12 protein-coding genes are annotated in these 11742 nt (G+C 59.6%); 5 read left to right on the top strand and 7 right to left on the bottom strand.

Annotated features, from left to right (window positions below):
• Positions 1 to 17: 17 nt before the first annotated feature.
• Positions 18 to 911 (top strand): PA4780 family RIO1-like protein kinase, encoded by an 894-nt coding sequence (locus ACRESJ_RS21650; RefSeq protein WP_431759727.1) that lies wholly within the window; start codon positions 18 to 20, stop codon positions 909 to 911.
• Positions 912 to 1156: 245 nt separating this feature from the next.
• On the opposite strand, the gene cueR is transcribed toward ACRESJ_RS21650, so the two are convergent.
• The 3 genes from cueR to ACRESJ_RS21635 all read right to left on the bottom strand — a co-directional run bounded on the left by cueR (position 1157) and on the right by ACRESJ_RS21635 (position 4505).
• Complete coding sequence (gene cueR / locus ACRESJ_RS21645) at positions 1157 to 1570, bottom strand: Cu(I)-responsive transcriptional regulator (RefSeq protein ID WP_431759726.1); 414 nt, start codon at positions 1568 to 1570, stop codon at positions 1157 to 1159.
• Positions 1567 to 3960, bottom strand: coding sequence for a heavy metal translocating P-type ATPase (locus ACRESJ_RS21640; protein ID WP_431759725.1), 2394 nt, complete (start codon positions 3958 to 3960; stop codon positions 1567 to 1569). The genes cueR and ACRESJ_RS21640 overlap by 4 nt, the downstream gene beginning before the upstream one ends.
• Before the next feature lie 161 nt (positions 3961 to 4121).
• Positions 4122 to 4505 (bottom strand): hypothetical protein, encoded by a 384-nt coding sequence (locus tag ACRESJ_RS21635; protein ID WP_431759724.1) that lies wholly within the window; start codon positions 4503 to 4505, stop codon positions 4122 to 4124.
• 160 nt (positions 4506 to 4665) lie between these two features.
• Between ACRESJ_RS21635 and ACRESJ_RS21630 the strand changes: the two genes are divergently transcribed.
• Together ACRESJ_RS21630 and ACRESJ_RS21625 are read left to right on the top strand one after the other, a co-directional pair.
• Positions 4666 to 4863 (top strand): heavy-metal-associated domain-containing protein, encoded by a 198-nt coding sequence (locus ACRESJ_RS21630; protein WP_431759723.1) that lies wholly within the window; start codon positions 4666 to 4668, stop codon positions 4861 to 4863.
• Between the two features lie 93 nt (positions 4864 to 4956).
• The gene (locus ACRESJ_RS21625) at positions 4957 to 6153 is read left to right on the top strand and encodes a multidrug effflux MFS transporter (RefSeq protein ID WP_431759722.1); all 1197 of its coding nucleotides are present in this window, start codon (positions 4957 to 4959) and stop codon (positions 6151 to 6153) included.
• A gap of 8 nt (positions 6154 to 6161) precedes the next feature.
• Here ACRESJ_RS21625 and ACRESJ_RS21620 read toward each other — a convergent pair whose 3' ends face one another.
• Positions 6162 to 6335 carry a hypothetical protein gene (locus tag ACRESJ_RS21620; RefSeq protein ID WP_431759721.1) on the bottom strand — a complete coding sequence of 58 codons (174 nt, stop codon included), beginning with the start codon at positions 6333 to 6335 and terminating at the stop codon, positions 6162 to 6164.
• 194 nt (positions 6336 to 6529) lie between these two features.
• Positions 6530 to 7543: a zinc-binding alcohol dehydrogenase family protein gene (locus ACRESJ_RS21615; RefSeq protein WP_431759720.1), complete on the bottom strand. Its 1014-nt coding sequence runs from the start codon at positions 7541 to 7543 to the stop codon at positions 6530 to 6532.
• 137 nt (positions 7544 to 7680) lie between these two features.
• On the opposite strand from ACRESJ_RS21615, the gene ACRESJ_RS21610 reads away from it, so the two are divergent.
• Entirely contained in the window at positions 7681 to 8610 is a 930-nt protein-coding gene (locus ACRESJ_RS21610; protein ID WP_431759719.1) for a LysR family transcriptional regulator, read from the top strand.
• A 180-nt stretch (positions 8611 to 8790) separates the two neighbouring features.
• Positions 8791 to 9525: an ArsR/SmtB family transcription factor gene (locus ACRESJ_RS21605; RefSeq protein WP_431759718.1), complete on the top strand. Its 735-nt coding sequence runs from the start codon at positions 8791 to 8793 to the stop codon at positions 9523 to 9525.
• Between the two features lie 77 nt (positions 9526 to 9602).
• On the opposite strand, the gene ACRESJ_RS21600 is transcribed toward ACRESJ_RS21605, so the two are convergent.
• Entirely contained in the window at positions 9603 to 10556 is a 954-nt protein-coding gene (locus ACRESJ_RS21600; RefSeq protein ID WP_431759717.1) for an adenosine deaminase, read from the bottom strand.
• An 82-nt stretch (positions 10557 to 10638) separates the two neighbouring features.
• Positions 10639 to 11604: a 2-oxoglutarate and iron-dependent oxygenase domain-containing protein gene (locus ACRESJ_RS21595; protein ID WP_431759716.1), complete on the bottom strand. Its 966-nt coding sequence runs from the start codon at positions 11602 to 11604 to the stop codon at positions 10639 to 10641.
• Positions 11605 to 11742: the final 138 nt, after the last annotated feature.

Raw genomic sequence — 11742 nt, 5'->3', positions numbered from 1 at the left:
ACCCACAATAAAAGCTGATGAAGACTCCAAAACGCATTGAACCCCTGATCGAGGACGGTCTGGTCGACGAGGTGCTGCGCCCACTCATGAGTGGTAAAGAAGCAGCTGTTTATGTGGTGCGCTGCGGTAACCAGTTACGTTGCGCGAAAGTCTACAAGGAGGCGAATAAACGCAGTTTCCGTCAGGCGGCCGAGTATCAGGAAGGTCGCAAGGTACGCAACAGCCGTCAGGCCCGGGCGATGGCCAAAGGCTCCAAGTTTGGCCGCAAGGAAACCGAAGACGCTTGGCAGAACGCCGAAGTGGCGGCGCTGTTCCGCTTGGCCAATGCCGGTGTGCGAGTGCCCAAGCCGTATGACTTCCTTGAAGGCGTATTGCTCATGGAGTTGGTGGCCGACGAGTACGGCGATGCCGCGCCGCGACTGAACGACGTGGTGCTGGAGCCGGATCAGGCGCGTGAGTATCACGCGTTCCTGATTTCGCAGATCGTGCTGATGTTGTGTACCGGCCTGGTGCACGGTGACCTGTCCGAGTTCAACGTGCTGCTGACCCCGACAGGCCCTGTGATCATCGACTTGCCGCAAGCGGTGGACGCGGCGGGCAACAACCACGCGTTCAGCATGCTGGAGCGGGATGTGGGCAACATGGCGTCCTACTTCGGACGGTTTGCGCCAGAGTTGAAAAAGACCAAGTACGCCAAGGAAATGTGGGCGTTGTATGAGGCGGGCACCCTGCACCCGGGTAGCGTGCTGACCGGCGAGTTCGCCGATACGGAAGAACTGGCCGATGTAGGCGGCATCATGCGTGAAATCGAGGCTGCACGCCTGGATGAAGAGCGCAAACAAGCGGCACGCTCCGCAGACGATGCCCCGCCAGGCAAAACCGAAGAACCGCCTCCACCGTGGATGCAGTGATCGGTTAACAAAAACCCGGCTTCGGCCGGGTTTTTTATGCGCAAATTCAATCGTTATATCGCCTGTAGGAGCTGACGAGTGAAACGAGGCTGCGATCTTTTGATTTTGTTTTAAAGCAAAATCAAAAGATCGCAGCCTGCGGCAGCTCCTACCGGGGGCAGGTCATTCGCAAATGGCGTGGCTGGCACAAAGCCTGTGGGAGCGGGCTTGCCCGGGAAGAAGCCGGCACATTCAGCACCAATGTTTCAGGTCCGAACCGATGTAGTACAGCAACCCGACTCCAGATTCTTGAGAATCGGACAATCCGGCCGATGATCCCCCTGACAATGCTCAACCAGATCCTGCAAGGTATCGCGCAACTGGCCCAGTTCGCGGATCTTGCGGTTCAGCTCATCAATATGCTGCCGGGCCAACGCCTTCACATCGGCGCTGGCGCGCTGCCGGTCCTGCCACAAAGTCAGCAGCTTGCCGACTTCCTCCAGGGAAAACCCCAGGTCCCGAGAGCGCTTGATGAACGCCAAGGTGTGCAAATCTTCATCCCCGTACATCCGATAACCGCTGTCGGCGCGATGGGCCGCCTTGAGCAAACCGATGGACTCGTAATAACGGATCATTTTTGCGCTCAGGCCGCTGTGGCGGGCCGCTTGGCCGATGTTCATCGGTTGTCCTCCAGATCCTTGGGCTTCCAGGTTTTCAACAGTAACGCATTGCTCACGACGCTGACGCTGGACAGTGCCATCGCCGCGCCGGCCAGCACCGGGTTGAGGAAGCCGAAGGCCGCCAGTGGAATGCCGATCAGGTTATAGACGAAGGCCCAGAACAGGTTCTGGCGGATCTTCGCGTAGGTTTTGCGACTGATCTCCAGTGCGGCTGGTACCAGGCGCGGATCACCGCGCATCAGGGTGACTCCGGCCGCGTGCATGGCCACATCCGTGCCACCACCCATGGCGATGCCAATGTCGGCGGCGGCCAGCGCCGGGGCATCATTGATGCCGTCGCCGACCATCGCCACCACTCTGGTTTTCTTCAAGGCCTCGACCGTAGCGGCCTTGTCCGCTGGCAGCACTTCGGCGTGAACGTCAGCAATGCCCAGCGCCTGGGCAACCACTTGGGCACTGCCGTGGTTGTCACCGGTCAGCAAGTGGCTACTGATGTGGCGTGCGTTCAGTTGCTGCACCGCTTGCAGTGCACCGGGCTTGAGGGTGTCACCAAAGGCGAACAGGCCCAGCACCCGAGACTCGGGACTTTGTTCGATCAGCCAGGACAGAGTTCGACCTTCGGTTTCCCACGCGCAGGCTGACTCAGCCAAGGCACCAGCGCTCAAGCCGCTTTCTTCGAGCAAGCGCCGATTGCCCAGCGCCAGTCGCTTGCCTCCAAGGGTGCCGGCAATACCGCGCCCGGTCAGGGACTGGCTGTCGGTGACGTCGGCGACCGGCAGCGCACGTTCGGTGCAGGCGTCCAAAACGGCTTTGGCCAAAGGATGCTCACTACCCCGTTGCAGGGCTCCGGCCAGTTGCAGCAGGGCGGATTCGTCGCCGTCGATGGCGCTCAAATGAGCGATGCGCGGGGTTCCGGAAGTCAGGGTGCCCGTCTTGTCGAATACCACTGAGCTGACTTCATGGGCACGCTCCAGCGCTTCGGCGTCCTTGATCAGAATCCCGTGACGAGCCGCTACTCCGGTGCCGGCCATGATCGCGGTCGGTGTTGCCAGGCCCAGTGCGCAAGGGCAGGCGATGACCAGCACCGCGACGGCGTTGATCAGCGCGGTTTCCAGTGGCGCACCGTACAGCCACCAGCCAATCAGAGTGGCCAGGGCCAGCAACAGCACCACGGGAACGAAGATCTGACTGACTTTATCCACCAGTTTCTGGATCGGTGCTTTCGCCGCTTGAGCGTCTTCCACTAAACGAATGATGCGCGCCAGTACGGTTTCTGCCCCGAGGGCCTGTGTGCGGACCAACAATCGACCCTCACCATTGATGGCACCGCCGGTGACCTTGTCACCGGGTTGTTTCGGCACTGGCAGGCTTTCGCCGCTGATCAGCGCTTCGTCGGCATGGCTCTGGCCGTCGACCACTTCCCCATCCACCGGAAAGCGCTCACCGGGTTTGACCATCACCAGGTCATTGAGGCGCAGGGCGCTGATCGCGACTTCCTGCTCGCGGCCGTCGATCACCTGAATTGCCCGCTCCGGGCGTAACGCTTCGAGGGCGCGGATGGCGCTGGCGGTCTGGCGTTTAGCGCGACTCTCCAGATACTTGCCCAGTAGCACCAAGGCGATCACCACCGCCGAAGCTTCGAAATAAAGATGCGGCATACCCCCGGCGGCGGTCGCCCATTCGTAGACACTCAAGCCATAACCGGCACTGGTGCCCAAGGCGACCAGCAAATCCATGTTCCCGGCACCGGCCCGCACGGCTTTCCATGCCGCGGCATAAAACCGTGCGCCCAAGATGAACTGCACCGGCGTTGCCAAGGCGAATTGCGCCCAGGCTGGGAGCATCCAATGTACGCCGAACGGTTGCAGCAACATCGGTAGCACCAGCGGCAGGGCGAGGGTGATGGCTGCGATCAGGGCCCAACGCTCACGGTGCAGGCGGTTCTGTTGGGTGTCGGTTGACGGATGTTCGGCTTCCCAAACGCTGGCGGCATAACCGGCCTTGGTCACGGCGGCGATCAAGGTTTGCGGGTCGATCTGTCCGAGCAGTTCCAGGTGCGCCCGTTCGTTGGCCAGGTTAACGCTGACGCTTTTGACCCCCGGCACTTTGTTCAGCGCGCGCTCGACGCGACCGACGCAGGAGGCGCAGGTCATGCCGTCGATGTTCAATTCGATACTTTGTTGCGGCACGCTGTAACCGGCCTTTTGCACTGCATCCATCAAGGCTGGCAGGCTGTCGGCGGGGGCCTGGACACGGGCCTGTTCGGTGGCGAGGTTGACGCTGACGGCACTGGCACCGATGACTTTGCTCAAGGCTCGCTCGACACGCCCGGCGCAGCTGGCACAGGTCATGCCGGCAATCGGCAGATCAAAAGTGGTGGATTCGGACATTGATCACGCTCCCTGTAGAAGATGCCTACAGGATCAACCTTCCCATGCTGGCAAGGTCAAGCGCCATTTTGCAAAGCAAAAGATCGCAGCCTTCGGCAGCTCCTACATAGGTATGTGTACGCATGTAGCTGCCGAAGGCTGCGATCTTTTTGACCGGCGACTCAGTACCCCAAGCCTGCGCGCTTCAGATACATCCCGTCCTGCGTCATGGCAATCCGGTACTTGAGCACATCGCCGGCTCGAAGTTGGATGTCCTGCGAACCTGGTGCCAGCATGCCCGGGTTGCACCCGGGTGCCTGGCCTGGCAACAGTTTGAGGCGCAGGGAAACATTGCCCGGCGGGAGGTTGAACGACGTGGTTTGCTCCTGGAACAGCCGCGCCGCCAAATGGTCTTGAATGTACACGCCGATTTCGCAGCTGGTCGCCACTTCCAGCCGTTCGCGGGAAATGATCAGCACGCCATAGTCCTCCCCGGCGGCGTTGACCGGCGGCACGGCGGCGAAAAGGCTGAGGCAGCCAAACAGGCTGAAAACTGACCAGCGCATGGCTGAATCTCCTGAAGTCGAGTCGTTAATGTGGGCAGCTTGGCCGAGCGCGGCGCCGATTGCCAGCCCGGCAGGTCACTCAAGAACTTGACCTTGCCACAGTGGCAAGCTCAAGACTGTTCTCAACCTTATTCAAGAGCCTCATCAAAGGAGTCATTGCATGCAAGTGTTCAATGTTGAAGGTATGTCCTGCGGGCATTGCGTCAAGGCCATCACTCAAGCTGTTCAGGCTAAAGACCCGGCGGCCAGTGTACGGGTCGATCTGGCGGCGAAAGAAGTCGGCGTCGAAAGTGCGCTGACAGAGCAGCAGGTGATCGAGGCGATCAGCGAAGAGGGCTATGGCGTCAAATTGGCCTGAGCTTTTTAATAGTTAGCGAGCTATCGTAATGTTCAAGGCATCCATGCGGGGCTAGACTGTCGGGCTGCTGACTTCTGCCCCACTGGATGCCTGATGAACTTCCGTACCATTCTGATTCTTGGCGCGTTGAGCGCTTTCGGTCCGCTGGCGATCGATTTCTATCTGCCGGCCTTTCCGGCCATGGCCCTTGCTTTCGGTACGGACGAAAAACACGTTCAACTGACACTGGCAGCGTATTTCCTCGGTTTGTCCATCGGCCAACTGGCCTATGGCCCGGTGGCTGACCGTTTCGGGCGACGCATTCCTCTGCTGGCCGGTGTTGGATTGTTCACCGCCGCTTCCTTGGCATGCGCTTATGCGCCGAACCTGGAATGGCTGATCGGCGCACGCTTTGTTCAGGCGCTTGGCGGGTGTGCGGGGATGGTGATTTCCAGGGCGGTGGTCAGTGACAAGTGTGATGCCGTGGGTTCAGCGAAAGTGTTTTCGCAGCTGATGCTGGTGATGGGCCTGGCACCGATTCTCGCGCCAATGCTGGGCGGTCTGTTGGTTAACACCACCGGTTGGCAGTCGATCTTCCTTGCCCTTACAGGTTTCAGCGCGCTGGCGGGTTTGGCGGTGGCGCTCGGATTGCCGGAAAGCCTTCCGGATCATGTACCTCGCCAACCCCTTTCGGGCGCATTGCGTCAGTACGGACGGTTGCTGGCGGACCCGGTGTATCTCGGCCATGCCCTGACCGGCGGTATCGCCATTGCCGGAATGTTTTCCTACATCGCCGGCTCGCCGTTCGTTTTCATCAAACTCTATGGCGTACCGGCCGAGCATTTCGGTTGGTTTTTCGGCGCCAACGCTGCGGGTTTCATTCTGGTGGCGCAAATCAATGCACGCCTGCTGGCCAAGCGCGGCCCCGCGTTCCTGCTGGCGCGTACGGTCTGGATTTACCTCGGTGCGGGGCTAGCGTTGCTTGCCGTCAGTGCGATGCACACCGTGCAATTGTGGCCGTTGCTGATTCCGTTGTTCATCTGCATTGCCAGTCTCGGTTGCATCCTTCCCAATGCCTCCGCCTGTGCAATGAACGGTCAGGGCGCTCGGGCCGGCAGCGCCTCGGCGATGCTCGGTTGCCTGCAGTTCAGCGTGGCCGCCGGTGCCGCTGCGCTGGTAGGTGTGTTGCACGACGGCAGCGCCATGCCGATGGCCATGGTCATCAGTCTGTGCGGACTTCTGGTGGTCGGCGTGGCGATGCTCACCCGGCGATTGCAAAATGCCCGGGCACTGGCACAAGCCAAGGTTTAAGGGTGCGTTCAGCCAACAGCGCGCTGCGCTTGAACGATGGGGATTTGGTGAGGGGCTTGAATACGCGCCTCGAGGGTGCGCGTGAAGGTTCGGGCTTCGGCTTCGCTGCGGAACGTCACGGCCTGTTGGTCCAATTGGACCTGCCATTGGGATTTTGCCAGTTCTTTTATCAGGATCTTCATAGCTGAACTCCTTACATAAAAAGATTTTTTAGAAGACGTCGCGTGGAAGGAAGCCTCGCAGGAGATTCGATTGTAGACCCGAATAGGATCGTAATCGTGACAGCAGGTAACTGTCGGACTGACGGTTGTAACAAAAAAAGATCGCAGTGTGAGCGGGCTCATCCGACACCTGCGATCTCTTTTCTCCGGCCGCCTTAGAACCCTTCCAGCACAATCTTGCCCTTTGATTTGCCGCTTTCCAGCAGCGCATGAGCCCGACGCAAATTCACAGCATTGATAGTGCCGAAGTGCTCGCCAACCGTGGTTTTCAGGGTGCCGGCATCTATCAGTTGTGCCACGCGGTTGAGCAGATTGTGCTGTTCGATCATGTCGGCTGTTTCGAACAGTGAGCGGGTGTACATGAACTCCCAGTGCAGCGACAGGCTCTTGCGCTTGAGCTTGGTCACGTCTAGGGCTTTCGGATCATCGATCAGTGCCAGTTTGCCTTGTGGCGCCAAGGCTTCGATCAATTGATCCAGGTGATGATCAGTCTGGGTCAGGCTGGCTACATGGGTCACTTGATCGAGGCCCGCACGCTTGAGTTCTTCGCTCAGCGGCAGGCTGTGGTCGATCACCCGGTCGGCACCCAGCTCTTTAACCCAGCTTTGAGTCTGTGGGCGTGATGCGGTGCCGATTACGTTCAGCCCGGTGAGCTGTTTAGCCAATTGCGTGAGGATCGAACCCACACCGCCAGCGGCACCGACGATCAGCAGGCTTTGGCCTTCGTCGGTTTTTCCTTCGCGCACTTGCAGGCGTTCGAAGAGCAATTCCCAGGCGGTGATGGCGGTCAATGGCAAGGCGGCGGCTTCGGCGAAACCGAGGGTTTTCGGCATATGGCCGACGATCCGCTCGTCCACCACATGCAGCTCGCTGTTGCCGCCCGCTCGGGCGATGGACCCCGCGTAGAACACTTTGTCGCCAGCCTTGAACAACGTCACGTCACTGCCCACGGCCTTGACCACGCCGGCCACGTCCCAACCCAGCACTTTAGCTGCGCCGCCTTCAGGCTGGACGTTTTGGCGGACCTTGGTGTCCACCGGGTTCACGGAAATGGCTTTGACTTCCACCAACAGGTCGCGGGGCCCGGCGAGCGGTTCCGGCAAGTCGATATCCTGCAGGGACTTTTCGTCGCTGATCGGCAGTGAGGCGTAGTAAGCAATGGCTTTCATAAAGGGCTCCGCAACATTAATAGAATGGGGATTGAGGTGTGGAATTCGATGTGCAAATGATTGGCTATTTCCACTGAATATAAAACCGGCTAAAAGAGCAGTCTCTTTCAATATTTTTTTGATAATCGAGGCTTCGCATGCTGCGTTTCGATGACCTGCAATTGTTTGTTCGCACCGCCGACCTCGGCAGTCTGTCGGCGGCTGCGCGAGGCATGGACATGTCGGCGGCAGTGGCCAGTGCTGCGTTGAAGCGCATCGAACAGCAGCTCGGGGTCCGGTTGCTCGCCCGTTCGACCCGTAGCTTGCGCCTGACCGCCGAAGGTGAAGGTTTTCTCGAATACGCCCGGGCGGCCTTGAGCAATCTTGATGAAGGGCGACGTCTGTTGGCTAGCGGGCAGGATCAGGTCAGTGGCGTTCTGCAGTTATCGGCACCGTCGGATTTCGGTCGTAATTTGCTGTTGCCCTGGCTGGACGAGTTTCAGCGTGAACACCCCAAACTCACTGTGCGCCTGCTGTTGGGCGACCGCATCGCCGATCTTTTCCGCCAGCCTGTGGACATTGCCCTGCGTTATGGCGAACCGGAAGACTCCAGCCTCGTGGTGCTGCCCATCGCCCCGCATAACCGCCGTGTGCTGTGTGCTGCTCCGGATTACCTGGCCCGGCATGGCGAACCGCGGCACTTGGAGCAACTGGCGCAACACAATTGCCTGCTGTTCATGCTGGGCAGCCGCGTCCACGATCACTGGAGTTTTCACGATGGCAAGCGTGAGGTCAGCTTGACGGTCAGCGGCGATCGTTTCAGTGACGATGCCGATGTCGTGCGTCTATGGGCCTTGGCCGGGGCGGGCATCGCTTACAAGTCGTGGCTGGATGTGGCCGCCGATGTGTTGGCCGGTCGTTTGAAAGTACTGATGCCTGAGCTGCTCTGTGAGCGCGCTCCGCTGAATTTGTTGTGTGCCCACCGTGCGCAATTGAGTAAGCCGGTGAACCTGTTGCGAGAAATGCTTGCCAGCCGATGCGCTCGGTTGAGCGGTCATTTTCCGGGATTGGCGAGCATCGATCATTAATCGCAGGCCAAAAGCGAAATTTCCTTCAGGAACTATCACCTTCAACGGTTTGTGAAGGGCAGGAACCGGCAGTCAACCCGCCTATACTAGCGCTCGCCTGATGTACGCACCGTCGATCGCAATGGCGTGGCCTCGCTGGAGTCGGGCAGTAGACGAAACGATTCAACAGGGAGTGAATACATGGAACATGCACCTTGCATCAGCCAGATAGCCACCTTGCTGGCTGACCCAAAGCGCAGCGCAATGATGTGGGCCTTGATGGACGGCTCGGCACGCCAAGCCGAAGATCTTGCATTGTTGGCCGGCCTGTCACCTTCTTCTGCCAGCGCACACCTGGGGCGTTTGTCTGCCGGAGGTCTGTTGAGAGTCGAGACTCGCGGACGCAAGCGGTTTTTCCGCATGGCCGCTCCTGAAGTCGGTGCGGCGATCGAAGCACTGGCCAGCGCAACGCTGGCGAGTACGCCGCAGGACATTCCGGAAGTTTTCAAACGCGCCGCCCCCCCGCCCGAACCTCAGGCATTGCGCTCGTCAATGCTGCGTGCGCGACTGTGCGACGACCACATGGGCGGAACCCTGGCGGCTGATCTCTATCAGCGTTTGCTGGATGCCGGCTGGATAGAGCAGTTTGATCAACGCGTCACGATCACGCTGAAGGGTTCAACCGAGCTGGCGGCACGCGGTGTCTACATCCAGGCACTGGCGCATCGTAACGGCAGGGCCGCGTGTGCTTGCCCCGACTGGAGCGAGAGACGCCCACACATAGGTGGGGCATTGGGCGCTGCATTGTTGCAACTGTTCATGCAGTCAGGCTGGTTGAGCCTGCCTAACGACTCGCATGCCCTGCAAGTCTCCGCCGCCGGCCAGCGTGAGATCCACTTGTTCGCCAAACAAACGGAACTGGAAATGGCGCTCTAGAGCCTTTTCAACGTCGCTGAACGCCAATCCTGTGGGAGCGAGCCTGCTCGCTCCCACAGGATTGGCGGCGGTGAGTTTTACGGTTTTACCAACCGTGCATCCAGGCTGTTCTGTGCCAGGCGCTTGGCCTGGTCTTGAGTCATGCCCAAATGGGTGTGCAGCGCATGGAAGTTCTCGGTGACGTACCCGCCAAAGTATGCCGGGTCATCGGAGTTCACGGTCACTTTCACGCCACGTTCCAGCATGTCGAGAATGTTGTGCTGCGACATGTGATCGAACACGCAGAGCTTGGTGTTCGACAGCGGGCACACGGTCAGCGGAATCTGCTCGTCGATGATGCGCTGCATCAAGCGCTCGTCTTCGATGGCGCGCACACCATGGTCGATACGCTGGATTTTCAGCAGGTCGAGGGCTTCCCAGATGTACTCGGGCGGGCCTTCTTCACCGGCATGGGCAACGGTCAGGAAGCCTTCGCCCCGGGCACGGTCGAATACGCGCTGGAACTTGCTCGGCGGGTGGCCCATCTCGGAACTGTCCAGACCGACGGCGACAAATGCATCGCGGAACGGCAGCGCCTGATCAAGGGTTTTCTGAGCCTGTTCTTCGCTCAAGTGACGCAGGAAGCTCAGGATCAAACCGCTGGTAATGCCCAGTTGTTGCTCGCCATCCTTCAACGCAGCCGCGATGCCGTTGAGCACTACTTCAAACGGGATGCCACGGTCGGTGTGGGTCTGCGGGTCGAAGAACGGTTCGGTGTGAATCACGTTCTGCTCTTTGCAGCGCAGCAGGTAGGCCCAAGTCAGGTCGTAGAAGTCCTGTGAGGTGCGCAACACGTCGGCACCCTGGTAGTACAGGTCGAGGAATTCTTGCAGATTGTTGAAGGCGTAAGCCTTGCGCAGGGTCTCGACGTCGCTCCACGGCAGGGCGATTTTGTTGCGTTCGGCCAGGGCGAACAGCAACTCGGGCTCCAGCGAACCCTCAAGGTGCAGGTGCAGTTCTGCCTTGGGCAGGGCGTTCAGCCAGTCGTACATAATTCATTTCTCATCAGGTGCAATGATCGCCATTCTACAGATGCTAGCCGCAATATTTGGTAAAACCTGACCAGCCGGTTCATTACACCGCTTGCTGTTCCCGTCGATAGGCGTAAGTGTCGGCGAAACGCGAGAGTAAAAATTCGGCGCAGGTGGTGCTCGGATATTTCGCCGGGTGCAGCTCATCCTGACAACCGGGCAGGCATTCGATGCGGGTGTCTGGATGTGGCTCGGCAAAGAAAGGCATCGAATAGCGATCCACGCCGAGTGGGCTGATCACCCGATGCGGCGTCGATAAATAACGGTCGTTGCTCCAGCGCGCCATCATGTCGCCAAGGTTGACCACGAAAGTGCCTTCGATGGGCGGCGCATCGATCCAATCACCCTTTACATTGCGCACCTGCAGGCCACCGGCGGCGTCCTGAAAGAGCAGGGTGATGCAACCGTAATCGGTATGGGCGCCGGCGCCTTGTTGCTCTTCGGAGCTGGCGGTGTGACGCGGTGGGTAATGGATCATGCGCAACACGCTGACCGGTTCGCTGAAGCGCGTATCGAAGAAGTCCCGCTCGATACCCAGCGCCAACGTCATTGCCCGCAACAGTGTTTGCGCCAGCGCCTGCATATCGATGTAGTGCTGTTCCATCAGCGCCTCCCAACCCGGCAGCGATGGATGGCGGTTAGGGCCGCGCAAGGGTTTTTCTGCCAGGACGTCGGGATGTTCGGCAGGCAGGTGCAAGCCCATGTCGAAGGTTTCTTTCAGGTCACTGGGCTTGCTGGGGTCGAGTTGCTCGGTGGCGATGGCGCCGTAGCCGCGGTGGTGGCGGGTTTGGGTGATATCGATTTTGAGCTTTTCGGCGGCAGGTTGGGCGAAGAAGCGCTTGGCGCTGTCGAGCAGCGCGTCGATGCGCGAGGCACGAATCGGGTGGCCCTTGATGTAGAAAAAGCCCCATTCGCGGCAGGCGTGATCAATTTCTGCGGCAACGTTGGACCAGGCGTTCTGGTCGTCGCTGTAGAGCGGGGCGATGTCGATGATGGGAAGGCTGTTCATGCGGTTGTCCTGAAGAGTACGCAGTCTTGAAAACACCGAAGAACCCTGTGGGAGCGGGCTTGCCCGCGAAGGGGGTGGTACATCCAACATCTCTGTTGATTGATCCGCCGCTTTCGCGGGCAAGCCCGCTCCCACAGG

The organism is Pseudomonas sp., from assembly GCF_050739655.1.
Taxonomy (GTDB): domain Bacteria; phylum Pseudomonadota; class Gammaproteobacteria; order Pseudomonadales; family Pseudomonadaceae; genus Aquipseudomonas.
Note: the sequence above shows the minus strand (reverse complement) of the source record. Positions and strands in the feature narration are given on the sequence as shown.

Coding starts and splice junctions, on each gene's coding strand:
- ACRESJ_RS21650 (WP_431759727.1), top strand. CDS start 18: ATGAAGACTCCAAAACGCATTGAACCCCTGATCGAGGACGGTCTGGTC.
- cueR (WP_431759726.1), bottom strand. CDS start 1,570: ATGAACATCGGCCAAGCGGCCCGCCACAGCGGCCTGAGCGCAAAAATG.
- ACRESJ_RS21640 (WP_431759725.1), bottom strand. CDS start 3,960: ATGTCCGAATCCACCACTTTTGATCTGCCGATTGCCGGCATGACCTGT.
- ACRESJ_RS21635 (WP_431759724.1), bottom strand. CDS start 4,505: ATGCGCTGGTCAGTTTTCAGCCTGTTTGGCTGCCTCAGCCTTTTCGCC.
- ACRESJ_RS21630 (WP_431759723.1), top strand. CDS start 4,666: ATGCAAGTGTTCAATGTTGAAGGTATGTCCTGCGGGCATTGCGTCAAG.
- ACRESJ_RS21625 (WP_431759722.1), top strand. CDS start 4,957: ATGAACTTCCGTACCATTCTGATTCTTGGCGCGTTGAGCGCTTTCGGT.
- ACRESJ_RS21620 (WP_431759721.1), bottom strand. CDS start 6,335: ATGAAGATCCTGATAAAAGAACTGGCAAAATCCCAATGGCAGGTCCAA.
- ACRESJ_RS21615 (WP_431759720.1), bottom strand. CDS start 7,543: ATGAAAGCCATTGCTTACTACGCCTCACTGCCGATCAGCGACGAAAAG.
- ACRESJ_RS21610 (WP_431759719.1), top strand. CDS start 7,681: ATGCTGCGTTTCGATGACCTGCAATTGTTTGTTCGCACCGCCGACCTC.
- ACRESJ_RS21605 (WP_431759718.1), top strand. CDS start 8,791: ATGGAACATGCACCTTGCATCAGCCAGATAGCCACCTTGCTGGCTGAC.
- ACRESJ_RS21600 (WP_431759717.1), bottom strand. CDS start 10,556: ATGTACGACTGGCTGAACGCCCTGCCCAAGGCAGAACTGCACCTGCAC.
- ACRESJ_RS21595 (WP_431759716.1), bottom strand. CDS start 11,604: ATGAACAGCCTTCCCATCATCGACATCGCCCCGCTCTACAGCGACGAC.